Here is a 23,736-nt window from a genome sequence, read left to right as displayed (position 1 = left end):
CGCACCGGTCGGTTGGGCACCCCTGTGCCCTACAAGAAGAAAGTGAGCGAAAATGGACGCGAAACTCCGCGCTCCTGAAGCGAAGACACATCGATCTGAGCCTGGTGGCGTGCTGCTGGACGTGCAGTCGCTCAGCAAACGGTTCGGCCCTACCGTCGCCGTTCGGGACGCTTCGTTCAGCATTCGCGCCGGTGAGGTTCACGCGCTCGTGGGGGAGAACGGTTCGGGTAAATCTACCCTCGTCAAAATTCTCAGTGGAATTCATGCCCCCAATAGCGGTGAGATTTCCGTCGATGGCACCCGATTTAAAAGCTTCACCTCACCCCGGGCGTCGCAGGCCGCCGGCATTGTGACTGTGTTCCAAGAAGTACTCTCGGTGGGCAGCCGAACAGTGTTGGACAATCTGTGGCTGGGTGCAGACGGGTCCTTCACCACGAAGGTACGCAAAACGGACAAGGCTAAGCGTGCCCAGAAGATCCTCGCCGAACTCCTCGAGCACCCGCCGCGGCTCGACTCCCGTGTTGAGGATCTTTCGCTCAGCGACCGGCAGGTTTGCAGCATTGCCCGCGCCCTGCTGCGAAACCCGCGCGTCCTGATTCTGGATGAGGCGACATCGGCCCTGGACTATGACAGCCGCTCACGGCTGTTCCGCGTGGTCAAGCGGCTGTGCGCAGAAGGTGTGGGCGTCATGCTCATCACGCATCGAATGGATGAGATCGAGGAGATAGGTGACCGCATCACCGTCCTTCGCTCCGGCATCACTGTGGGAACTGTCGACGACGAGAAGTGGACGACTGAGCAACTAGTGGTGATGATGACCGGAAGCGACCACTTGGCCCCCGCTGCCGCCCGGGTTGAGACGCGGGAGCATGTCACGGATGCACCGGTAGTTCTGGAAACACGGGGGCTCTCGCTGGCGCCGGGACAAGCCCCTATCGATGTCCAGATTCGGGCCGGGGAACTGGTCGGCTTGGCAGGACTCGAAGGGCAGGGGCAAGACGTATTTCTGAAGTCTCTCGCGGGGCTCGGCAATGTGTCCGGCGACGTGGTGCGGACAGAAGGCGACCGCGAAGCGGTCATCTCCAATCGGGAAAATGCCCACTCCAAGCGGATCGCATATGTGCCGCGAGAGCGGCGGGGCGAGTCTCTCTTTGAGTGGATGTCCATACTCGACAATTTTTCCATCGCCACAGTAAATGAGGATGTCAGGGGAGGATTCCTCAGCCCCCGCGCTGCGGCGCGACGCTTCAGCGATTACGTCTCACGACTCAGCATCAAGACCGGGAACACAACCAACGCGATCACTACGCTTTCCGGTGGCAACCAGCAAAAGGTCATCATCGCCCGCTGGTTGGCAACGAAACCCGAGATCTTATTGCTGAACGATCCCACGCGTGGCATCGATATCAACGCCAAGCGGGACCTCTACCGTCTCCTCGGCGAACTGACCGCCGAAGGCATGGCCGTTGTCATGCTCTCCACAGAGGTCGATGAACATGTGGAACTCATGGATCGGGTGCTCGTCTTCGATGACTTCGAGTGCACCCACGAGTTCCACCATATGGATCTGACCAGGCAGGGCCTGGTTGCAAGTTTCTTCGGGAAGGACAGCCGCGATGAGCACGGTCTTGCGCAGAACCAGTAATAGTGTCGCCCCCAAGGTTCCGCTCGCGGAGAGCATGCGGCTGTTCTTCCGGCTGCGTCCCGCCGCTTTTGCGACGATTCTGACCGTTGTCATGCTGGCGATCAACATCGCGGTGCAACCGCACTTCGGACCGGTACAACAACTCGCGGCATTCGCCCCTATCGCGCTGGCCGCGATGGCGACCGCAGCGGCAGTCATTGGAGGCGGGATCGATCTTTCGATCAGTGCACAGATGACTTTCGCCTCAATCCTGTTGGTCGGCTACCTTACGCCCGCCGGCCTGGGCGGTTACATTGCGATTCCCATCCTGTTGGTAGTGGGTGCAGTCCTCGGTACGCTGAACGGCCTTCTCGCGGTCGTGCTGCGCCTTCCTCCGATTGTGGCCTCGTTGGCTTCGATGTTCATCCTCGCCGGGATAAACCTGCGACTGGCTCCCACGCCCGTGATCCTGTTCGACGGGTGGGTGCTCAACTTGGCCAGCCAGGTGTGGTTCATTCCCGGTGCGCTGCTGACAATTGGAGTACCGCTCGCTCTTTGGTCGTTTTTCGTGCGGACAGCCTTCGGCCGGAACCTCTATGCAATCGGCGGCAATGACGCAACCGCTTTTTCTGCGGGGGTCAACGTGGGGCTCATCCGCGTCGCTTCCTACGCCATTGGCGGCGTGATAGCCGCGGTCGGCGGGATCGCCCTGACGGCGCTGGTGAGTTCCGCCGACGCATCGACAAGTTCTTCATACGTCATTGGTGCCATCACCGCTATCGCCCTCGGCGGCATTGTGATTACTGGAGGCCGAGGCGGCTTGCTGGGCGCTGTCGCCGGCGCCGCCGTCATCTTCCTGGTTCAGAACATGTTGACGTTGTTCAACGTTTCCCAGGTCTGGCTGAATCTCGTCTTTGGCGCCTTGCTCTTGTTCGCCGTCATCACCGGCTCGATCATTGCCGCGCCACGTAAGGAGAATAACTCATGACAACCCTGTCGGCCGCGGCTGAGCCCACCATTGACGAGCGTCCCCGCACGACTGAACTACTGGCCCGGGCGCAGAGCAAATTCCCGCTCCTGCAGATTGCCATTACAGTCGTCGCGTTCCTCGTCGGTGCCTTCACCCTAGACGGTTTCGCCTCGGAGAATAGCGTGAAGTCGTTGCTGATTCTCGCGTCCCTCGTCGGACTGGCGGGAATCGGTCAAACACTGGCGATCCTCATCGGCGGTGTGGACATGTCGGTGGCGAACTTTCTCGTCGTCGGTGCCGTATTCGTCACGCAGTTCACGCAACTCTATGGCATGAGCTTCACCACCGCGTTGCTCTTGCTCGTCCCGTTCACCGCGATCCTGGGCGGTTTTGTGGGTTGGGTCTGCCACCGATTCAATGTGGAGCCACTGGTCGTCACGCTGGCAATGGGCACCTTTGCGCTGGGGCTCATGCAGATCCAGACAGAAGGCACCATCGCTGGCGGTGCGCCGGGGTGGCTGATGGCGCTGACTTCACTTCGATCAACAACATTTGGACTACCGTTCCCGCCTGTCATCGCGATTTGGGCTGTGGTCACGGTCGCCTTGGCCATCTTCATCCACCGCACTGCAGTGGGCCGGCGGATGCTGGCGGCCGGGGCCAACGGGCGCGCCGCAGGATTGTCACTCATCAAGGTACGGCGCATGTGGATTGTTGTGTTCGCGCTGAGCGCGCTCTTTGCCGGACTGGCAGGAGTCGTGTTGGCGGCGTTCTCAGGAACGGTTAACACCTCGATCGGCGGCCCGTACCTTTTCCAAAGTCTTGCGGCGGTCATTATTGGCGGCACCGTGTTCGGCGGGCCCGGCGACTACTCCCGGACCGTTATTGGCGCCCTGATGCTGACTGTAATCACGACGGTGCTTATCGGACATGGGCTCGCAACGAGTGACCAGCAGATACTGTACGGCGCCGTCATTCTGATCGCCATGGCGCTCTATGGCCGAGGCCGCAAGATGAGCGACCGAGTATAACTTCCCACGCGAAAATGCCTGGACGGTGGTCCACACCGGACCAGTGGAGATGAATCACGGAAAGAGGAGAAGAAAATGCTTCATGCAGATCCCATTGAGCACTGGCAAGTGTCCCATCTTGCAGCCCTGGACTACGACGCATTGATGAACCTGTTCAAGTCGTTGGAAGCGCCCGCACTAGGTGACGTGGCGGGGGAGTACGCCGGGATCGACTATCTGGGCCAGAGCGAGGAGACGTTCGCGGCTGCCCTTGAACGTGTCAAAGCCGGCGACGGCATCTTCTGGCTAGGTAAGGGTATTCCGGGTGAAGAGGGCGACGGAGCCTCCGGCTACAACCGCTTGCGCACGCCAGACGGTACAGTCCTGCGACGCGACCGGTTCGGAGTGCACCGCGGGACTTCTCCGATCGACGGCAAGGAGACGCTGATGCTTAAGTACAGCGACTTCGACAATGCCGCGGGGAGCATCGGCTTCCTCGATGAGGTCCGGAAGGTGAACGACAACCTGTACTTGTGCACGGGAACGCCGGAAGAAGGGAGCGGGACACCTGGCTTCTTCTTCCTAGCCGGACCGCCGGCACCGTTCCATGGCGTCGACGACCGGGAGAGCGAACTGCATGAGGGAGCTGTTGTCTGATGCGTGCCGCTGTTGTCAACGCACCCGGCTCGGGATTCAGTGTCGAAAACGTGGATCTGGCGGATCCTCTACCGCACGAGATCGTCGTGCAGGTCCGAGCGAGCGGGTTGTGTCACAGCGACCTGTCCATAGCTGAACACGGACTCGGGTTCCGGATGCCCGCACTGCTCGGTCACGAAGTGGCGGGGGACATAGTCGAGATAGGAGCGGACGTCACCTCGGTAAAGGTCGGCGACCGGGTGGTGGTGTGCATGGTAGCTGGGTGCGGTATTTGCCGAGAATGCCGGGCCGCTCGGCCCTACCGCTGCCAGCGCACCACCAGCCTCGAACGGGAACCCTCGGATGCTCCTCGCATCTCGCGCCGCGGGGAAGCGCTGACCCAGTTCATGGGCGTGGGCGGATTCGCCCAGCATGTCCTGGTGCATGAAAACCTTGCTATTCCGTTGCCTGAGGAAGTCTCGTATGACGTCGCCTGCCTGCTCGGGTGTGGGGTCGTCACGGGAGCGGGGGCTGCCATCAACACCGCAGGCATCCGGCCCGGCGATACTGTTGCCGTTATCGGTTGCGGTGGCGTTGGCTTGAACACCATCCAGGGTGCTGTGCTTGCAGGTGCTTCGCGGGTTATTGCGGTGGATCTGCAGCCCGGAAAGCTGGAGCTCGCGAAGAAGTTTGGTGCCACTGACGTCGTCGACGCAGGTCAGTGCGACGCAGTCGAGGCGGTCAAAGAACTCACGGGCGGCGGCGTGGACTTCTCGTTTGAGGTGATCGGTCTGCAGCCTACGGCGGAGCAGGCCGTGCGCATGCTGAGCGTCGGCGGAACGGCGCTGCTGATTGGCGTGCAAAAGCCGGGAAGCCGTCTGGACCTGGACCTGTTCGGCGAGATCGTCCTGCCGCAGCGGCGGATCGTGGGTGTGGCCATGGGGTCAACCAATCCGCATCGCGATATCCCCATGTTCGCGGACTTGTATCTGCAGGGCCGCTTTAACCTGGCTGACCTTGTTTCTGAGCGGATCACGCTCGATGAGATTGATCGCGGTTATGAACTGCTCGCTGGCGGTGCCGTGGCGCGCGCTGTGGTCACCAACTTTTAAAACAAGCTAGTTGAAAGAAGCGAACTATCGTGAAAGCCCTCGTACTCGACGAGATCGGATCATCATTCCGGCTCGCAGATGTTAATATCGCTGCCCCCATCGGTCGGGAGGTGCTGGTGGAAGTTAAAGCAAGCGGACTGTGCCACAGCGACCTGACCGCCAGTTCGTTGGGTGGATGGCCAGTCCCGGCCATACTTGGGCACGAGATCTCAGGTGTGGTGGCAGCAGTCGGGCCGGAAGCCACTCGTTTTTCGGTCGGCGACCATGTCGTTGCCTCGCTGCAGTCCCACTGTGAAAGCTGCGCTGCCTGTCAGCAAGGCGACATCAATATGTGCAGCAACCCCGGCTTTGTGGCGCGCACGGAGGAGCAGGAGCCGCGGTTGACGCTTGACGGCGTACCTGTCACGGCCGTCGCGAATCTGGGCGGTTTTGCGGAGCAAGTCTTGCTGCATGAAAACAATCTGGTCCGAGTTGACCGGCCCATCGCGCACGAGATCGCCTGCATTCTTGGATGCGGGGTTCTGGCCGGCGCAGGCGCTGTGATTAACGCAGCGAAGGTTCCGGAAGGTTCGACAGTCGCAGTGTTCGGCTGCGGCGGCCTGGGCTTGACTGCTATCCAGGCAGCGCTGCTCGCTGGAGCCTCACGCATCATTGCGGTCGACGTTGCGGACGAAAAACTCGAATATGCGACAAAGTTCGGCGCGACTGACGTGGTGAACTCTGCCAGCCAGGATCCGGTCGCGGCCATCAGGGAGCTCACAGAAGGCGGCGCGGACTACGTTTTCGACTTTGTTGGGCGGCCTGAGGTGACAAAGCAGGCATACGAGTCAGTGGGCCGAGCGGGTGAACTGGGGGTGATCGGGATCAACAAGCCAGGGGCCACACTGGAGATCAGCATCGGGCCGGACTTCATCTGGAACCAAGTGCGGATCCGTCCGATCTTCAACGGATCTACCAACTTTTTGCGAGACATTCCTCAGTTTGTCGCGCTCTACGACGAAGGACGCTTCAAGCTCGATGAGCTCGTCTCTCGGACCATCTCGCTGAATGAGGTGAATGAGGCCTACGCGGAGATGACGAGTCACATCGGGCGCACGGTAGTGACCTTCCCCTGACGCGGAAACACGACAAAAGATGGGCTGCGGCTTCAAGCCGCAGCCCATCTGTTGTCTGAATGGCGTCATGAAACGTTCAATCTGAGGGATCGTCCCATGGGATGGGAATGTTCCATTCGGCGAGAAATTCCCAGATGTAATCTAGCTCTCACTCCAATGGCAACAAGCACGAAGAGCGAGGTTTCTGTGAACGCTTCAAGGGTCGCAATGTTAGGGGCCGGGCCGGGCGTGCAAACGACTGTCACGCGGACGATTGACGAGTTTGCCGACCTCGTGCGCACCTCGGTCATGCCGCTGTCAGTGAAGAGCAGGCACGCCAATGCGTTCGTTGGACGCATGCGAACCGCCGGCCGGGACAGGGTGTTCTGCTTCGAAGTGACCGCTCCAGAGCACACGGTAGAACGTACGCCGGAGCTTATCCGCGAATGCGCCACCGGGGAGTTCTACAAGCTAAGCCTCATGCTGCAGGGTGAGGGCATGGTGATGCAAGACTCGCGCGAAGCGGTCTTACGCCAGGGCGATCTGGCGATTTATGACACGACCCGCCCTTATTCCGTCATTTCAAGCGAGGGAGCGAGAACGGCGATCGTGATGTTCCCCCGGGACATGATCGCATTGCCGCCGGAGATGGTGGCACAGCTTACTGCGGTTCGCTTCGACCGGTCCCACGGACTCGCTGCGAGCGTTTCCCCTTTTATCTCCCAGCTGATGATGCAGCTCGATCACTTTGCCCGGCCAGGAGGCTCAAGACTGCCGCATAACATCGTTGACTTGTTGGGCACCATGCTTGTCTCGGAACTCGACCTCGCACCCGAGGAAGCCACACACGCTAGTCGAATGCTCCGTCAGGTCATGGGATACATCGAAGACAACCTGCGCGATCCGGACCTGAAACTTGCTTCCATCGCCTCCGCGCACTTCATCTCCTCCAGGTACCTGCAGGCGCTTTTTCAACGCAACGGCCTGACCGTGAGCTCGTGGGTACGCGAGCGGCGTCTCGAACGATGCCACCGCGATCTTGTCGATCCGTCCCTGGCCAGCGAATCCGTCAGCGAACTTGCTGCCAAGTGGGGTTTCCTCGAACCGACACACTTTAGCCGGGCATATAAGAAGCACTTCGGGTTGAGCCCGCGGGAGGCGCGTGCCGGAGTCAACCGCAAAACACGTGGAGGCGTCGTTGGGAGTGCGCTCCTAGTCAATAAGGATGTGGCGTAACGCAAGGTCGATCCGATCCCTTTCGATAGTGTGAAAGAGGTCACTGACCCGATGCTGACAGGGCAGTCCTTTTGTCCTTCGGGAGAAGGCAGGCCGAGGTTGAGGACAGTGAGGAGCCAGCAGTGAGAGCAAATGGTCGTGAGCTAGATGAGTTTACGGAGGCTCCCGCCATTTTCCGCCCAACGATGATGCATGGCGCCGCAACTGAGGACGAGGTGGCCGTCGCGCCACTGCTTGCGCGTGCCGTTGCCTTACTGCGGTGCTTTACACAGGCGGAGTACACGCTTTCGGCCAAGGACCTCGTTGAGTGATCGGGAATTCCTCGCTCCACTGTCCACCGCTTGATTGGCGACCTGGTCAGCCTTGGCCTCTTGACCCGCACCTCGGGCGGTCGGTACTGCGTTGGTTCACTCGTATGGGAATTAGCGCAACACTCCTCAATCCAACTGCACCTGCGCCACGCAGCCCAAGTGCACCTCACTCGGCTGTATGACGCCAGCGGCGAGAATATCTTCCTCGGAGTCATGACAACCGACGTTCCCGAAACGGCAGAGGTGATGTACGTCGGGCATGTCAAAGGCCCGCAGTCCGCACGGACAAACGCTCAAGAGGGCCGCGTTTTCCCTCTGTTGGCAACAGCTATGGGCGTTGCCCTCACTGCGGCGCAGCCAAAGGCCTGGCGGGAGCAGATCCTGCGCCGGCTGCATCCGCGCGACATGCCTGCCTTCGTGAATCAAAACGCGGGGGACGATGTTTTGGAGCAGTGGCATAGGCGCGGGTACGCAGTGCAAATTGGCGAGGGGAGCGTAGCGATAGCCGCTCCAATTCTCGCCGACGAGGGGTATTCGAAGGCAGCAGTGGAAATGGTCGTTGCCCCAGAACGCTGGGATGAGCGGCGGCTTGCTCCCTTGATCCGATCGGCTGTCGCAGCGATCGCACGTGATCTCCAACAGGACGAATAACCAGCATTCAGTCGACTTCAATAACAAAACAAACGCAGGAGGAAACATGGTTGCAGTAACTGAAGTGGCATCTCCGCTCATTGACGAGTCGGTGTTCACCGGAAAAATCTTCATCGACGGCGAGTGGGTGGAGGGCGCGGGCGGGACCTTCGGATCGATTGCGCCGGCGACCGGGGAAACACTAGCAACTGTTGGTCTGGCGGGACCGGCGGATGTCCGCCGTGCCGCCGACAGCGCCGCCCAGGCGCAGCGGGAATGGGCGGCCACTCCGCATCCCGAGCGAGCCGCAGTGATGCGCCGCGCCGGTCAACTGTGGGAGCAGCACGCCGAAGAAATCAGTGGTTGGAACATTCGCGAAGTAGGCGCGATCCCACCGCTCGCAGGGTTCGCGCTGCACGTTTCGGCGGCAGAATGCTACGAGGCGGCAACCTTGCCCTCCGCGCCGCTCGGATCCATCCTCTCCAGCGAAGAGCCGCGGCTCTCGCTGGCTGAGCAGGTACCTGTGGGAGTCGTGGGAGTTATTTCCCCCTTCAACGTGCCGCTGATCCTGGGAATTCGAGCTGTTGCCCCGGCGCTAGCTCTCGGTAATGCCGTTCTCCTAAAGCCGGACCCCAGAACGGTAGTCACAGGTGGCATCTCACTGGTTCGGATTTTTGAAGAGGCAGGGTTGCCGAAGGGGTTGCTTCAACTCCTACCCGGCGGTGCCGATGTAGGCGAAGCGATGGTGGCCGATCCACAGGTCCGCGTCATAGCTTTTACTGGGTCCACGCGTGCGGGGCGAAGCGTTGGCGAGCTCGCTGGCAAGCATCTCAAGCGGGCGCACCTCGAACTTGGCGGCAATTCCGCCTTCATCGTGAGGGAGGACGTCGACGTCGATCAAGCAGTCAATCTGGCGACGTGGGGCTCTTTCCTGCATCAGGGCCAGATTTGCATGACGGTGGGCCGCCACATCGTGCACGAATCACGCTTTGAGGAATACGTTTCAAAGCTCGCAGCCAAGGCTGACTCAATGGTGGTGGGTGATCCAGCAGCAGGACAGGTGCACCTCGGGCCGCTCATTGACGAAGTGCAGCGTGACCGTGTCCACTCCCTTGTTCAGGATGCGGTAGCGCAAGGCGCCACACTTGCTGCCGGCGGTACCTATGATGAGTTGTTCTACCGGCCCACTGTGTTGGCGAACCCGCCTAAGAGCGCGGAGGCCTACTGCGAGGAAGTTTTCGGGCCGGTGGCTTCGGTAGTTTCATACGCTACGGACGATGAGGCTGTTGAGCTTGCCTCGGCCACGGAATACGGACTGTCGCTCGGCATCGTTAGCCGCGACGCACTCGGGGCATTGGAGCTTGCCCGACGAATCCCGACCGGCATCGTACATATCAATGACCAGACCGTGAATGATGAAGCGACCGCACCATTCGGTGGCGTGGGCTCATCGGGGACCGGGTCTCGCCACGGAGGCGCACAGGCGAACATCGACGCGTTCACCGAAACCCGGTGGATTACGATGCGGCGTGACCCTGGGCAGTATCCGCTCTAGACCCTTCCCAACTGCGAAGACGGCGTCCCTCCCCATGAAAGGGAAGGGACGCCGTCGTTCCCTTTTAAGAGGCGGGAGTATCAGTTGTACAGCATGCCGCCGTCCACCAGCAGGACCTGGCCGGTGACGTAGTCGGAATCAGGGCCGGCAAAGAAGGAGACGATCTTGGCGACGTCTTCCGGTGTCTCGATCCGGCCGAGCGCGATGCCCTCGACGTTCTCCTTCAGGTTCTGACCGATCGGTTTGCCGTTGATCTTGCTGAGCTCCTTGTCGATGAGCTCCCACATGCCGGTGCCGACGATGCCCGGCGCGTACGCGTTCACCGTGATGCCCTTGGGTGCCAGTTCCTGGGCGGCGGCTTGGGTGAAGCCGCGCACGGCGAACTTGGAGGCCGAGTAGGCGCTCAGGATCGGGAAACCCTGGATCGCGGCAATCGACGCGGCGGAGACGATCTTGCCGCCGTGGCCGAGCTCTTCGAACTTCGCGGCAGCTGCCTGGATGCCCCAGACCACGCTGTTGGCGTTGACACTGAAGATCTGGTTGAGCTCTTCCTCGGTGATTTCCAGGACGGGCTTGATCTGCGCGATGCCGGCGTTGTTGACGATCACGTCGAAGCCGCCCAATGCATCGGCAGCAGTTTCCACAGCAGCAACAACCTGGTCCTTCTTGGACACATCGGCGGCCACGAAAACAGACTTGCGGCCGAGGGCCTCGATTTCGGCGACGACGCTTTCGCCCTTCGAGCGCTGCGGTTCGATGTCCGCAATGGCGACGTTGAAACCATCATTGGCCAGACGAAGTGCGATGGCCCGGCCGATGCCCTGGCCTGCGCCGGTAACGAGTGCGACCTTGTCCTGAACAGTCATGTAGTTGTCTCCTTTTCACTGCTCCGGCGGTCTCTGCCCGGTTCGACGTGCTATAGACCGCCTGTTTGTACACCCTCAAGGGGGTGTCACTGACTGGAACAGCAAGGAACCGGGTTTCATTCCTTTGCATATAAATGGTCGGACTGGTAAGGACGCGACGGCCCGCGGCGGGAAGTTTGCCGAAAGCGGCTCAGGCGCCGTCGTCGTAGTACTGGCTGTTCTTGCCGTACTCCGGGTCCTGTTCGGAGCGGACCATGCGGTGGTCCTCGGGGTGGTCCAGGCACGGGCTGCTGAAGGAGAGCACCACGGTGCCGGGGCCGCCGAGGGTGTGGTGGGCGGCGGTGGCCCCGAGGTCGCCGTTGCGGAAGTAGAGTTTGCGCACGTCGCCGGTCTGCGCGGTCGTTTCGTTCTTCTGCTCCCAGCCCTGCGCGGTCAGGTAACCGGCGGCAGCGTCGAGGGTCGTGTTGGCCTGCTCGGTGTCCGCGACCTCGCCGGTGGCGCGGGCGATCCAGGCGGTCTGGGTCTGCGGCTGTTCGTTCTCGGGGCGCAGGCAGGTCTCTTCGCGGAGGACGTTCACCTTCAGGTCGGCGGCGGAGGAGGCCTCCGCCATGGCCTGGGCCAGCAACTGCTCCAGCTGGCGGCCGTAGTCCTGCGAGGTTGCCTGACTCTCCTGCGGTTGGTTCTCCTGCGGCATCGCGCAGCCTCCTAGGATGATGGCGGACAGGGCAGCCGCGGTGGTGAGGGACGCGGCGAAGCCGGGCGGCCGCCGTCGTGCTCTGCCGCGCAGACGGGACGGCCGGTGCGGTGGGAAGGACTCCCGCATGGTCATTTCTCCAGACTTTCAACCGTCACGGTCTCAAGGTTGCCATAGGCGTAGTCCTCGGGATTCTGCTCCAGCGGGCTGACGATGAGCGGGCCGTAGGCGGAGTAGGTCTGGTGGATCTGGTCCTCGACGTAGGGGCTGACCTCGGTGCCTTCGATGATGCCCTGGATATTGGTGGCCGAGGTGGAGTCCCGCCGGAAGTAGTCGGTGTGCCCGCCCATCAGCGAGCCGGAGTCTTCGGGGGCGAGGAAGCCGGTCTCCAGCCGGACCGGATCCATGGCGGTGGGACTGCCGCCGCGCCAGAAGGACGAGCCGTGGTAGCCGCCGCCGAGGAGCTGTGCGGCGGAGATCGGGTCGTCGCGGGTTTGCAGCCAGTAGCGGTTCGCGTCCGGGTTGGCCGTGTCCGCCGGACTGCCCACGTTGTGCCCGGTGCCGGCGGGCGCCACGTAGACAATGTTGGTGGAATCCAGGCCCTCGCGCTCGCCGGTGCCCAGCAGCGAGCCGCCGGCGCTGTAGCCGATGTACGTGGTCCGGGCATCGGACCGGGCTTCCAGATCCAGCGCATGGTCAAACGCCGCGAGCAACGGGCCGCCGTCCTCGTTGAACGAGGCGGTGATGTTGTCGCTGATCTCATCCGGCAGATCCGTGCCTTGCCAGTAGAAGGAGACCGTGTCCGCCGAGGGCTCGCCGTTCACCGCATCCAGCCGGTGTGTGTAGGCTTCCAGCTGGCCCAGGTCCGCGCCGGTCCCCGGCACCAGGGTGGCGATGGTCCGGGTCCCCGGCCCCAGCGCCCCGTCCATGGTGACGATCCGTCCATCGCCTTCCAGCCCGAGCATCACCACCTGCAGCCGATTCTCGACGGCGAAGTCCAGTCCCGAGCGCAGCGTCGCCAGCCGGTTGTGCTCCGCCTGCCAATCCTCGAGATCCGCGGTGTAGCGGTTGTAAGCCTGTTGGTACACGGCCCGCGGATGCCCGTGCGTATTTCGTGCGTCAGCAAGGTAGTCGTTGAGGTCCGGCTTGGCGCCGAGCCGCTCCTGCTGGGTCGCCACCGTTTCGCGGTAGCCAGCGGCGGTCAGGGTGTTGGCGCGAATCCGGTTGGCAAACGGAACCCCGTTCAGCGCGCCGAACACCGCCGGGTAGAGCAGCAGCAGGCGTTCCTGGTCATCCGGCGCCAGCCCCTTCCAGGCGTCCCGGATGGCGCTGATCCCGGCTTCGGTGAGTGCGGCGTCGTTGGCCATGGCCTGGGCCATCACCGCCTCGGCGGAGCCGGGCAACCGCAAGGCCGGCAGTGTGTTGGCGGCCAGCAAGGCAGCGCCTTCCGGGTTGGCCGCCGCCCAGTCGCGCAGTTCCTGATCGGTGAGCCCGGTCAGCGAGGCCAGGTACGATTCCGGAGTCAGCGGGCCGAAACGCTCGTTCAGGCCGCTGGTAAAACTGGCCCACGGCGGTGCCGCCGGGAGCGAAGCGGAGGCGGCCAGCAGCGGGGTGGCCGGCAGCGAGTCGAGGGTGCCGCCGCTGATGCCCTTGAGCGCTGCGGAGGTCTCGGAGCTCAGCGCCTGCCAGTCAGCCCGCAGCGCGGCTATTCGGCCATTGAACGCTTCCGCTCGGCGGAGGGCGCGCTCCGCCTGGTTGTCGCCCTGTGCGCCGTCGCCGTCCAGCGCGGTGGCCAGGTGGGCGGCGAGTGCGGGCCGTGCGGCAGCCAGTTCCTCCGCCTCCGCCTGCAGCGGTCGGCCCGCGGAAACGAACGCTGCCAACGCATCGCGGGCTGCGGCCAAGGCTGCGGTCCACTCCTGCATTGGACCATCCAGCTCGGTCAGCGCGGCGTGGACCTCCAGCTCGGTATCCGGCTGCCGGTAGGCGTCCTTCAGCCCCGACCACGCAGCGCCCGCATCCACCAGATAGCTGCCCGCGGAGGCAGCACGCCGCGACATCTCCTCCACAGCATCCGACAACTGGTCCCAGGGCACATCGAGCTCAGGGACAGTGCCCAGCCTGGTGGTCACGGCTGCGGCACCGGGCCGAAGCCGCGCGCTGCAAGCACCGGAGCGTCACCGGCATTCAGCGATTCGGCGAAGTCAGCCGCGGCAGCGGACATCTGCCCGTCGGCGTCGACGAACAGCTCGGCCGTCTCTGCCACCACCCGGGACTTGCCGTAGACCAGGCCGGCGATCCGCTGGCCGACGTCGCGCCGCGGCGACCAGAACCCGGCGAAGGCATCCGCCACGTCGACGGCGCTGCCAAACAACGACGCCGCCTGCTCGCCGGCCGCTGCGGCGTCGCCTGCCGCCTTGTCCAGCGACTGGCCGTCGGCGGCCACATCCACCAGGACCATGTGGAGCTGCCTCGGATTGACCCGCCAGCTGCCCATGCCCGTTCCGCCCTCCGTGGTTAACCGTTCCTCGGCCACTGTTCCACGAAGACGCCATGAACTGAATGGGGAGCACTCCCCATGGTGGGGACGTGCCGCTACCGGGCGGGAGGGGCGTTGCAGGCGGGCGGGTGGGCGTAGCTATCACCGGGCGGACACGCAGTGCAGCCTCCGGGCAGCGGGTTTCCAGCTACTTCCCTGGCGGAGCCACTGCGGCCAGAACCCGATCCAGCACCTCGCTGCGGGACCCGGACGCATCGACCACGCGCCAGCCCGAGGACCTGGCCATCCGCAGGTACGCCTCGCGTGCCGCCCGCAGATAGGCCGTCGACTCGGAATCCTCACCCCGCGCGCTGATCCGCGCCTGAGCTGCCGCGGCAGGCAGGTCCAGCAGCACCACCGTGTCCGCCCGTGGCAATACCTGGACCAGCCAGGGCAGAAATCGTCCCCGGGGCAGGCCGCGCACGGCGCGCAGCACCTGTTGGCACGGCAAGTGTCGGTCCATCACTGTGGTGCCGGGGAACACGGCCGCCCGCAGTTGGGCGGTCAGCACGTTGATCAGGCGCACCGTTGACTCGAACCGGTCAGCCCAGCGCGACGCAACGCCGATGCCACAGCGTGCAGCGACCCGGGACAGCCAACGCCGTCCGGCCGGATTGCGCACCAACTGGGCAGCCCTGCCCGCCGCCTGCTCGGCCGTGACCAGCGCCGCCGCCGTCGTCGTTTTCCCTGCCCCGTCGATGCCGAGGACGACGACGGTCCTGCGCGCGTGCAGACGTGGGCGGTGTCTGGTTTCGGTTGGCAAGGGCCCCTGCTCTCGTCTGGTCTCCCCGTGACAACGAACGCCTGGCCAGGATCAATCCCCCGTCCGCCTGTGACGTAAGTCCGACCGTGACGTAGTGAAACGTAACGCCGGGACGCGGTAGAACCGCACGCATTATTGACTGGAAGACCAGCGCCCAGCCACCGAAAAGGACCAACTCCATGACCGATGCCGCCCCGCAGCCCTTCCGCTTGGGTTTCCTGGCCTTTGTTGAGCACTCCGGAATTGGTGGCGGCCGGTCCCGGGGCCTAGATGAGGGGCTGGAGCTCTTCGAACTGGCGGAGGACCTTGGCTACGACGTCGGCTACGTCCGGCATCGCCATCTGGAGCACTACCTCTCGGCGCCGCTGCCGTTCCTGGCCGCGGCCGCCCAGCGGACCAGGAGGATCCGGGTGGGCACGTCGGTCACGCCGATCCGCTTCGAGGACCCCGTCCGGCTGGCCGAGGAAGCCGGCACCGTGGACCTGTTGACCGGCGGCCGGCTGGAACTGGGGCTGAGCTCCGGCTACTCCAACAACGAGGGAACGTTCGCGCAGGCATACGGCTCGATCGACGGCAGCCTGCGGGCCGTAGTGGACGAGCGCGTCCAGCGGTTCCTGCACGCGGTGGAAGGCCGGACGATTGCCGTTGCCGATGAGCAGGTGCCGTTCGCCAAGGCCGGCGCCGAGCTGCCGGTCCAACCGGTCAGTCCGGGTTTGCGCGGCCGGATCGCCTACGGTGCCGGGTCGCTGGCCAGCGCCGAACGTACCGGGCGGCAGGGGCTCGGCCTGCAGCTCTCCACGCTCAACACCGAGGTCACCGAGCTGAGCTTTGAGGAGGCCCAGCTGGCGTGCATCGAGGCCTACCGGGCGGAGCATGCCAAGGTGGCAGGCTGGCGCTCGCACGCATCGGTGAGCCGGCAGATTGCGCCCTACACCGATGCGCAGGAACAGGCGGAACTGCAGTGGTTGCTGGACCGCGACGCGCAGCGCCAAGGCGGCAACCCGGACCTGCCGTTCCAGTTCGGCCGGGTGGCCGCCGGTTCCGGCGAGCAGGTCGCGGCAGCGCTCGCCGGCGACGTTGCGCTCGCCGCAGCGGACGAGCTCGTCATCGCGCTGCCTTTCGACTACCCGGCCAGTGTGGTGCGCCGGATCCTGACCGTCGCGGCACGTGAGGTCGCGCCGGCGCTCGGCTGGCAGCCTGCGGACCGGGAAGTACTGAGCCAAGACGTTTAGGACCATCATGACGGCGAACAAACCGCCTCAGCTTTTCCACCGCCCGAAGGGCAAGTGAACGGGCCACCCGTCGATACCACTGGTGGAAATCTTTACCGGATCTTTCGGGCCACCCTGAGCAGCGTGAGGCATACTGTCGGTCTCTGCTTCACGTGGTTTGGGGGAACTGCATGGAACGTCCGGGAGAGCCGGGTGATATTCCGCGACCGACGACGGTCTCGACTGAGTACTCACCCTTCATGGAATTCGATCCGAACAAGCTGTCGTGGTTGGCCGCACCGACGCCAGCAGCGGAACGGATCGGTCGCAGCTACAACGCACTGCGCGTGCTGATCATCATCGGGGTGATGCTGCTGGGATTTGCCCTGACACTGGTCCTCTTGAGCGCAATGCCGAGTGTGGCGTTCGGCCGCGCGCCCGCTTTCTGGCCGGTCGCCGTCGCCCTGGTGCTGGTTCTTTGTCTGATCATTAAGGTCGTGGGTCGGCGTTGGGGCAAGGCGGTGTCCATGGCAACTGCCCGGCAATTGGTCTTCGGCGCACCCGGCGACGCGTTGCTTAGTGGGTGGACCCGTTTTCGGCGGGAGGACATCGCCAAAGGTGTGGAGGGCGAGCGGTGGACGGCGCAGGCGCTGGAAATGTTGCTGGCCATTCCCGGGACGCGCATCCTCCACGGGTTGCGGTTCCCGGGCAGTCATGTGGCGGACGTTGATCACGCAGTAATCAATGGGGACCGGGTGGTCTATGTCGACTCCAAGTTCTGGAAGCCCGGGCAATATCAATGGGTCGATAGCGAGACACTGGCTTCCGTCCATCCGCGCGGGCTGAGGCGGAGGCCTATTCACATGGATGTCCTCCAGACCCACCCGCTGACCGCCAAGGTCGGGGCTGAAATGACGTGCCATGTCATAGTCCATGCGAACGCCCCGGGGGATGTCACGTTCACGCCGGGGCGCCAGATTTCCCCGACTGGAATTCCCGTTACCGGGGTGCAGGAAGGGATCGACATGATCGGCCATTGGCTGCTGCAGGGTAAGAAGGCAGGAACGGTGGATCGTTACGCTCTGGCCAGGCTGCTATCGCTGCGAAAGCGTGCCCGCTCTGACGCTGGCACGCGGCGGGGCAGCAGGCCATTATTAGCGGTCCAGCGCCGACCGGCCGCCAACTTCCGACCGCGCCGACCCGCCGCCAACTTCCGACCGCGCAGGTCCGCCCGCGGCTTCCGGCCGTACTGAGCCCAGTGAATTCGGGAATTCATCTGTCTCTCCGGACTGCGGGCGTGAGCAGTTGCTCCAGTAGGCTGAATCTCAGACGTGAGTGACCGGGAGGGTGAGATGTCCGAGGCGACGGTGGCCGAGGTGATGGCCGAGTTGGCCACGCTGGAAGATCCGAAGATGCGCGAGGCGAACGAGAAGCGCGGCGACGATCACGGAGTGAACCTGTCCAAGCTGCGTGCGGTGGCGAAGCGGCTGAAGACCCAGCAGGATCTGGCCCGCGAATTGTGGGCCACGGATAACACCGCGGCCCGGCTGCTGGCACTGCTGATCTGCCGGCCGAAGGCCTTCGAGCGAGATGAACTGGATGCGATGCTGCGCGAGTCGCGTGCTCCCAAGGTGCACGACTGGCTGGTGAACTATGTGGTCAAGAAAAGCCCGCACGCCGAAGAACTGCGCGTGGCCTGGACCGCTGATCCGGACCCGGTGGTCGCCAGTGCCGGCTGGGCCTTGACCACCGAACGGGTGGCCAAGAAACCCGAGGGGCTGGACCTGCCGGGACTGCTGGACACCGTCGAGGCGGAGATGAAGGACGCACCGGACCGGCTGCAGTGGGCCATGAACCACACGCTGGCCCAGATCGGAATCGAGCACGCCGAGCACCGCGCCCGCGCGCTCGACATCGGCGAACGCCTCGAAGTGCTTAAGGACTATCCCACGCCGCCGAACTGCACCTCCCCGTTCGCGCCCATCTGGATCAACGAAATGGTGAGCCGCAAGGGCGGCTGAGCGCGCGGGCTTCACAGCCCTGAGGTGTGGACAGGGACCAGAGCCGTCCTATAGCGTTCGGGGTGTCGGCGCCTGTGGGGGAACGGTTGCCGCGGTTGCACCGGCGTTGTCGCTACCAATCATGCTGTCACTCGCATGGAGGAAACCGATGAGACGCCCCGGACTGAGTACCCTCGCGGTCTGCCTCGCACTCGCGGCAGCGCCGGCGCTGCCCGCCGCTGATGCGGCCGCCGCTAAGCCGTTCAGCTTCGCCGTGATCGGCGACGTACCTTACGGGTCAACCCAGTTGGCGAAGTTTCCCGGGCGGATTGCCCAAATCAATGCCGATCCGCGGGTGAAGCTGGTAGCCCATCTGGGTGACATCAGCTCACCCATCAATTGCTCCAACTCCTACTACGCCAAGGTCAAGTCCGCCTTCAACCGGTTTGCCGATCCCCTCATCTACACCCCAGGGGACAACGAATGGGCCGACTGCCACCGGGCCGACGTGGGCGCGGGCAGCCCGCTCAAACGGCTGGCCGCAGTGCGCCGGGTCTTCTTCCCCAAGCCGGGCCGGACGCTGGGAAAAACCACCGCCGCTGTCACACCTCAGTCCAAATACCCAGAAAATGTCCGCCTGAAACGTGCGGGCATCATCTTCGGAGCCCTGCATGCCGTCGGGTCCAAAAACGACCTGTCCGCGTGGACCGGGCTGGGCTATTCCTCGCCGACCGCGGCCCAGCGCTCGGAAGTGACTGCCAGGACCAAAGCCGGTATCTCCCTGATCCGCAGCACCTTCGCGCAGGCCAAGGCCAGCAAAGCCCGGGCCGTGGTCTTGCTGACGCAGGCAGACATGTTCGTTGGATCGGGATCCACCTACAAAGCCGCGTACCGGCCGCTCGTGCGGGCCATTGCGGCCGAGAGTACTCGTTTCGGGCGGCCGGTCTTCCTGTTTAACGGCGACACCCACGCCTACCGCAGCGATAGACCGCTGACCTCCTCGAAGTGGCTTTCCTTCTACGGAATTGCCAAAAAGGTGCCCAACCTGCGCCGCGTCTCAATCCAGGGCGGGACCTCGTTTAAGGAGTGGCTCAGGGTAACGGTGGTCAATAAAGCCTCTGTCCTCAAGATCGAACGCGTCCGGTTCAGATAGCCGATCCCACGGAGGCTTAAAAGAGGAGGACGACGACGGTGCGTGCGCACCGCCGTCGTCCTCCTGATCTGCTGGTTAGTGCTGCGGCTGGCGGGCCGGCAGCAGCGGGGCGAAGAACTCGCCCAGTTCGGCCGTCGCGGTCAGCGGCAGGACGTTGGCCACGTACTGGTCCGGGCGAACCACCACGATAGCGCCGTCGCGGGAGAGGCCGCGGACGTCGAAGATGTCCTCGTCCTTGGCGGTGCCGAAGACCTTTTCCAGGTTGGTCAGCTGGAACGGGCCGACCTGGGGCTTGAACACGGCGGGGACGGCGTTGATGTCAACGTCCTCGTGGTTCTGCTGGTAGATGACCTTCACATCGAACCAGGCGTCCAGGTCAGCGCCCTCCGGGGTGGCGGCCAGCGGCGAATCCTGTGCGGTTGCCAGCCATTCGCCCAGGTTCGCAACAGCCGCGGACTCGCCGGCCTTTGCCTGGTCGGCGAAAACGTAGATGCGCCAGCGGCCGTCCGCCTCGGCGAGGTGGCCCAGGTGCAGCGGGTTGGTGTCGCAGACGCGGGAGACCTTGGCGGACTTGAAGCGCTTGCCCACCGGGAAACCGGCGGCCAGATCCTGGTGCTTGGCCTCGGCGGTGAGCATCGAGGAGGTGTACTCGGTCATAAAGCCGGCCGGGAACTCGGCGGTGCGCACGTAGAAGTCCTCGAGTTCCGAGGGGTCGTTGAACTCCTCGGGCTTCTTCGCCATCATCGTCGACCATTCCTTGTCGAAGTCGATGAGGTTCTTGGCCACTACCTGGCGCTCGGCGGAGTAGGTGGAGAGCAGGCTCTCCGGGCTGCGGCCTTCCAGCACGTGCCCCAGCTTCCAGGCGATGTTGAAGCCGTCCTGCATGGAGACGTTCATGCCCTGGCCGGCCTTGGCGGAGTGCGTGTGGCAGGCGTCGCCGGTGATGAAGACGCGCGGCGTGCGGGCGCCGACGTCCTCGGGCAGCAGGTCGTCGAACCGGTCGGTGAGGCGGTGGCCCACCTCGTACACGCTGTGCCAGGCGACGCTGCGCACGTCCACGGTGTACGGGGTCATGATCTCGTTCGCCTTGGCGATGATCTGCTCGATGGTGGTCTGGCGGATCTTGCCGTTGTCGTCATCGGGCACCACGCCGAGGTCCACGTACATGCGGAACAGGTAGCCGCCTTCGCGCGGGATCAGCAGGATGGACCCGCCGTCGTGCGACTGGATGGCGCATTTGGTGCGGATGTCCGGGAAGTCGGTGTTGGCCAGCACGTCCATCACGCCCCAGGCGTGGTTGGCGCTGTCGCCGGCCAGGGTGCTGCCGATCGAGGCGCGCACCTTGCTGCGGGCGCCGTCGCAGCCCACCACGTACTTGGCGTGGACGATGCGCTCGGTGCCTTCATCCGGGCCGGCGCTGCGGACCAGCGTTACCTTCACCGGGTAGTCGCCCTCGTCGGTCACTTCGAGGCTGCTGAAATCCCAGCCGTAGTCAGGGGTCAGGCGGCTGGGGGAGTTGGCGGCGACTTCGGCGAAGTAGTCGAGCACGCGGGCCTGGTTGACAATCAGGTGCGGGAACTCGCTGATGCCCATCTCGTCGTCGACGGCGCGGCCGCCGCGGACAATGTTCCGGGGGTTCTCGGTGTCCGGGCGCCAGAAGTTCATCTCGGTGAGCCAGAAGGCCTCGGCAGTGATCTGCTCGGCGAAGCCAAAGGCCTGGAAGGTCTCCACGCTGCGGGCCTGGATGCCGTCGGCCTGGCCCAGTACCAGCCGGCCATCGCGGCGCTCCACCAGGCGGGTGGTGATGTTCGGGAACTGGGCGAGCTGGGCAGCCGCGAGCATGCCGGCAGGTCCGGAGCCCACGATGAGCACGTCGACCTGGTCGGGAAGCTCTTCCGGGCGGTCGATGCCGACGCCGGCGGCGGGCTTGATACGCGGGTCGCCTGATACGTAACCGTGGTGGTGGAACTGCACGGGATGTCCTCACTTCGTTGGGCCGTTTGCGCTGGCCTGTGTTCTATATTTGAACACCGGGTTCTATAACTGAATAACCGGTCGGTTTAGCTACTGTACGACAAACATGACGCAGCTAACAAGTAATCCAAGTAACAGTGCTGGGTCCACCGGAACGGCGAAGTTGGGCTCCTTGGGTTTGCCCCGGGGGCAGCGCTGAGTCTGCTCCCGGGTGGCCCTGGCCCTGCCGTGCGTGGAAGCTTGGGCTCGTGTGGCTGTGCATCGGCCCTGGATGACGCGTGGTTACGGGCACGAACGCTTAACCGCCGGAGGTTGAACGTAGACTCCGGCCAACTAAGGACTCCGGCTTTACGGCTGCGCGCCTTCCGGGTCCGTTGACCGCCGCTGAAAGGAACCGCTTCCCGTGACAATTCCCTATTTCGACGCCGGTGCCGTGCGTTCTGCCCTTCCCTTCGACCGGGCGGTGCGCGCCATCGAGGAGGGGCTGCTGTCCGCCGTTGACCCGGAACTGGACAGCCCGCGGTTGTTCAGCCCCGCGCCGGACGGGGAATTCCTGCTCATGCCGACCGAGGGCGGTGGCCGCTACTCCGGAGTGAAGGTGGCAACGATCGCGCCGTCCAATCCAGCCCGCGGGCTGGAGAAGATTCAGGGCATCTACCTTTTGTTCGACGCCGAGACGTTGGCTCCGCTGGCCACCATGGACGGCGCGGAACTGACCGCCATCCGCACGCCGGCCACCACCTTGGCCGCGGTGAAGAACATCGCTGCCGCGGCTCCGGAAGGCGAAGGCTTCGGGGACGCCCCGCAGGTGCTGGTCTTTGGTGCCGGCGTGCAGGCACTGAACCACATCCGCGCCGCACGGGCTGTCTTCGCCAAGGCCAGCTTTGCCGTGGTCGGCCAGCGCCCGCACCGGGTGGCGGAACTGGTGGCCGCGCTGGCCGCCGAGGGGATCAAGGTGGCCGACGCAACCGGTGCGCCGGACGGGGCGGTGGCGAGCGCCGACGTCGTGCTGTGTGTGACATCCTCGCCGGAGCCACTGTTCGACGGGACGCTGCCCAAGGACGGGGCGATCATCGCGTCCGTGGGGCAGCACGGACTGGACGCCCGCGAGGTGGATGCGGAGTTGGTGCTGCGCAGCGACATTGTGGTGGAAGGCCGCGCGTCCTCGTGGCGGGAGAGTGGGGATCTGATCCCCGCGCGAAGCGTGGAGGAGTGGCAGCGCATCCAGCCGCCCAACCTGCGCGACCTGATGGAAGGCAAGCTGAACCGGCGGCCGCGCACCTGCTGCCTCTACACCGGCGTGGGCATGGCCTGGGAAGACCTGGTCACAGCTGCGGTGGTGTACGAAGAGGGCCGGCCGGGGCAGTAGCCGGTCCTGGGCTCGGTTTGGCGCCGGTGGATACTGCCAGAAAAGGAGGCCAACGGCGGTGCGTGCGCGCCGCCGTCGGCCTCCTGAAGATCGTTCCCCGAGTGGGGAAAGGCAGGGGTCAGTACTTGTAGGACTGGCCGCCGTCGATCGGGATGACTGCGGCGTTGATGAAGCCAGCGTCGCCGGAGAGCAGGAAGGCGACCAGTTGGCCGACCTCTTCGGGCTTGCCAAAGCGCTTCATCGGGTTCGGCTCGACGAAGGCCTTGCCGACCTCTTCCCAGTTCTCCGAGTCCATCTGCTTGAGTGAGCCCTCGACCATCGGGGTCATGATGGCGCCGGGGGCGATGGCGTTGATCTGCACGCCGAACTGGCCGTACTCGATGGCGGAGTTGCGGGTCAGGCCGACGACGCCGTGCTTGGAGGCGGCGTAGCCGGACTGGTTGCCGACGCCGCGGATGCCGCCTACGGATGCGGTGTTCACGATGGCGCCGGAGCCCTGTTCCTTCATGACCTTCAGGACATGCTTGAGGCCGAAGAAGACACCCTTGAGGTTGATCGAAACCACCTTGGAGAACTCGTCGGAGCCGAAGTCCTCGGTCAGGTTCTGCTTGCCTTCGATGCCAGCGTTGTTGAAGAAGCCGTCGATCCGGCCGAAGCGCTTGACGGCCTCGGAGACGTAGTTCTCGACCGCTGTCTCGTCGGCGACGTTGGCAGTCACCAGCAGGACCTCGGCCTCCGGGGCCGCCGCGCGGATTTCCTTCTCGGTTTCCTTGAGGCCGGCCTCGTTGAGGTCAACCAGGGTCAGCTTGCCCTGCTCCTTCGCGACCTGGAGGGCGGCGGAGCGCCCCAGCCCCGAACCCGCACCGGTGATGATGACTGACTTGCCAGAGAACCTCTGCATGGTGATACTTCCCTTCGTCTGACTGGAACGGATGCCCGGCTGGGGCGTCCATATTCATGCAAGCGCATGAATTTGCCCGAACATTCCGGCT

Annotated in this window: 21 protein-coding genes; 14 read left to right on the top strand and 7 right to left on the bottom strand. The window is 64.1% G+C overall.

Translation table 11 applies throughout. From position 1 onward, the window contains the following. Positions 1–52: 52 nt before the first annotated feature. The 9 genes from E4J89_RS09955 to E4J89_RS09915 all read left to right on the top strand — a co-directional run bounded on the left by E4J89_RS09955 (position 53) and on the right by E4J89_RS09915 (position 10,178). The gene (locus E4J89_RS09955) at positions 53–1,645 is read left to right on the top strand and encodes a sugar ABC transporter ATP-binding protein (protein WP_136785979.1); all 1,593 of its coding nucleotides are present in this window, start codon (positions 53–55) and stop codon (positions 1,643–1,645) included. Next, positions 1,617–2,612: an ABC transporter permease gene (locus E4J89_RS09950; protein ID WP_136785978.1), complete on the top strand. Its 996-nt coding sequence runs from the start codon at positions 1,617–1,619 to the stop codon at positions 2,610–2,612. The genes E4J89_RS09955 and E4J89_RS09950 overlap by 29 nt, the downstream gene beginning before the upstream one ends. Beyond that, positions 2,609–3,625 carry an ABC transporter permease gene (locus E4J89_RS09945; RefSeq protein WP_136785977.1) on the top strand — a complete coding sequence of 339 codons (1,017 nt, stop codon included), beginning with the start codon at positions 2,609–2,611 and terminating at the stop codon, positions 3,623–3,625. The genes E4J89_RS09950 and E4J89_RS09945 overlap by 4 nt, the downstream gene beginning before the upstream one ends. Before the next feature lie 75 nt (positions 3,626–3,700). Next, positions 3,701–4,261, top strand: a complete 561-nt coding sequence (locus E4J89_RS09940) for a hypothetical protein (protein WP_136785976.1) — start codon at positions 3,701–3,703, stop codon at positions 4,259–4,261. Next, the gene (locus E4J89_RS09935) at positions 4,261–5,352 is read left to right on the top strand and encodes a Zn-dependent alcohol dehydrogenase (protein ID WP_136785975.1); all 1,092 of its coding nucleotides are present in this window, start codon (positions 4,261–4,263) and stop codon (positions 5,350–5,352) included. Before E4J89_RS09940 ends, E4J89_RS09935 begins: the two co-directional genes overlap by 1 nt. 29 nt (positions 5,353–5,381) lie before the next feature. Further along, positions 5,382–6,467 (top strand): zinc-binding dehydrogenase, encoded by a 1,086-nt coding sequence (locus tag E4J89_RS09930; RefSeq protein ID WP_136785974.1) that lies wholly within the window; start codon positions 5,382–5,384, stop codon positions 6,465–6,467. Between the two features lie 156 nt (positions 6,468–6,623). Then, positions 6,624–7,682, top strand: a complete 1,059-nt coding sequence (locus E4J89_RS09925) for a helix-turn-helix domain-containing protein (protein WP_169303962.1) — start codon at positions 6,624–6,626, stop codon at positions 7,680–7,682. A 317-nt stretch (positions 7,683–7,999) separates the two neighbouring features. Further along, a complete protein-coding gene (locus E4J89_RS09920) occupies positions 8,000–8,644 on the top strand; it encodes an IclR family transcriptional regulator C-terminal domain-containing protein (protein ID WP_276606342.1) in 645 nt (214 codons plus the stop codon). A 46-nt stretch (positions 8,645–8,690) separates the two neighbouring features. Then, complete coding sequence (locus E4J89_RS09915; RefSeq protein WP_136785971.1) at positions 8,691–10,178, top strand: benzaldehyde dehydrogenase; 1,488 nt, start codon at positions 8,691–8,693, stop codon at positions 10,176–10,178. Positions 10,179–10,258: 80 nt separating this feature from the next. Here the strand turns inward: E4J89_RS09915 and E4J89_RS09910 are convergent, their stop codons facing one another. The 5 genes from E4J89_RS09910 to E4J89_RS09890 form a co-directional block, all read right to left on the bottom strand. Continuing rightward, positions 10,259–11,044 (bottom strand): acetoin reductase, encoded by a 786-nt coding sequence (locus E4J89_RS09910; RefSeq protein ID WP_136785970.1) that lies wholly within the window; start codon positions 11,042–11,044, stop codon positions 10,259–10,261. Positions 11,045–11,234: 190 nt separating this feature from the next. After that, the gene (locus tag E4J89_RS09905; protein WP_136785969.1) at positions 11,235–11,873 is read right to left on the bottom strand and encodes a hypothetical protein; all 639 of its coding nucleotides are present in this window, start codon (positions 11,871–11,873) and stop codon (positions 11,235–11,237) included. Next, the gene (locus tag E4J89_RS09900; RefSeq protein WP_136785968.1) at positions 11,870–13,867 is read right to left on the bottom strand and encodes an alpha/beta hydrolase; all 1,998 of its coding nucleotides are present in this window, start codon (positions 13,865–13,867) and stop codon (positions 11,870–11,872) included. Before E4J89_RS09900 ends, E4J89_RS09905 begins: the two co-directional genes overlap by 4 nt. After that, positions 13,864–14,271, bottom strand: coding sequence for a hypothetical protein (locus tag E4J89_RS09895; RefSeq protein ID WP_136785967.1), 408 nt, complete (start codon positions 14,269–14,271; stop codon positions 13,864–13,866). Before E4J89_RS09895 ends, E4J89_RS09900 begins: the two co-directional genes overlap by 4 nt. A gap of 151 nt (positions 14,272–14,422) precedes the next feature. Further along, positions 14,423–15,037, bottom strand: a complete 615-nt coding sequence (locus E4J89_RS09890; RefSeq protein WP_240691832.1) for a thymidylate kinase — start codon at positions 15,035–15,037, stop codon at positions 14,423–14,425. A 179-nt stretch (positions 15,038–15,216) separates the two neighbouring features. Here E4J89_RS09890 and E4J89_RS09885 point away from each other — a divergent pair, with 179 nt between their 5' ends. From E4J89_RS09885 to E4J89_RS09870, 4 genes are all read left to right on the top strand, one after another. Further along, complete coding sequence (locus E4J89_RS09885; protein WP_136785966.1) at positions 15,217–16,269, top strand: LLM class flavin-dependent oxidoreductase; 1,053 nt, start codon at positions 15,217–15,219, stop codon at positions 16,267–16,269. Positions 16,270–16,508: 239 nt separating this feature from the next. Continuing rightward, positions 16,509–17,501: a nuclease-related domain-containing protein gene (locus E4J89_RS09880; protein WP_169303960.1), complete on the top strand. Its 993-nt coding sequence runs from the start codon at positions 16,509–16,511 to the stop codon at positions 17,499–17,501. A 99-nt stretch (positions 17,502–17,600) separates the two neighbouring features. Beyond that, a complete protein-coding gene (locus E4J89_RS09875) occupies positions 17,601–18,269 on the top strand; it encodes a DNA alkylation repair protein (RefSeq protein WP_136786062.1) in 669 nt (222 codons plus the stop codon). Between the two features lie 148 nt (positions 18,270–18,417). Then, positions 18,418–19,401: a hypothetical protein gene (locus tag E4J89_RS09870; RefSeq protein ID WP_136785964.1), complete on the top strand. Its 984-nt coding sequence runs from the start codon at positions 18,418–18,420 to the stop codon at positions 19,399–19,401. 75 nt (positions 19,402–19,476) lie between these two features. Here E4J89_RS09870 and E4J89_RS09865 read toward each other — a convergent pair whose 3' ends face one another. After that, positions 19,477–21,375: an FAD-binding monooxygenase gene (locus tag E4J89_RS09865; RefSeq protein WP_136785963.1), complete on the bottom strand. Its 1,899-nt coding sequence runs from the start codon at positions 21,373–21,375 to the stop codon at positions 19,477–19,479. Between the two features lie 403 nt (positions 21,376–21,778). On the opposite strand from E4J89_RS09865, the gene E4J89_RS09860 reads away from it, so the two are divergent. Further along, positions 21,779–22,744, top strand: coding sequence for an ornithine cyclodeaminase family protein (locus E4J89_RS09860; RefSeq protein ID WP_136785962.1), 966 nt, complete (start codon positions 21,779–21,781; stop codon positions 22,742–22,744). A gap of 118 nt (positions 22,745–22,862) precedes the next feature. Here the strand turns inward: E4J89_RS09860 and E4J89_RS09855 are convergent, their stop codons facing one another. Further along, on the bottom strand, positions 22,863–23,645 hold the full coding sequence (locus E4J89_RS09855; RefSeq protein ID WP_136785961.1) for an SDR family oxidoreductase: 783 nt from the start codon (positions 23,643–23,645) through the stop codon (positions 22,863–22,865). Positions 23,646–23,736: the final 91 nt, after the last annotated feature.

The organism is Arthrobacter sp. CAU 1506 (genome assembly GCF_005047635.1).
GTDB lineage: Bacteria > Actinomycetota > Actinomycetes > Actinomycetales > Micrococcaceae > Crystallibacter.
The sequence above is the reverse complement of the archived record's forward strand: the minus strand, read 5'-3'. Positions and strand labels throughout refer to the sequence as shown.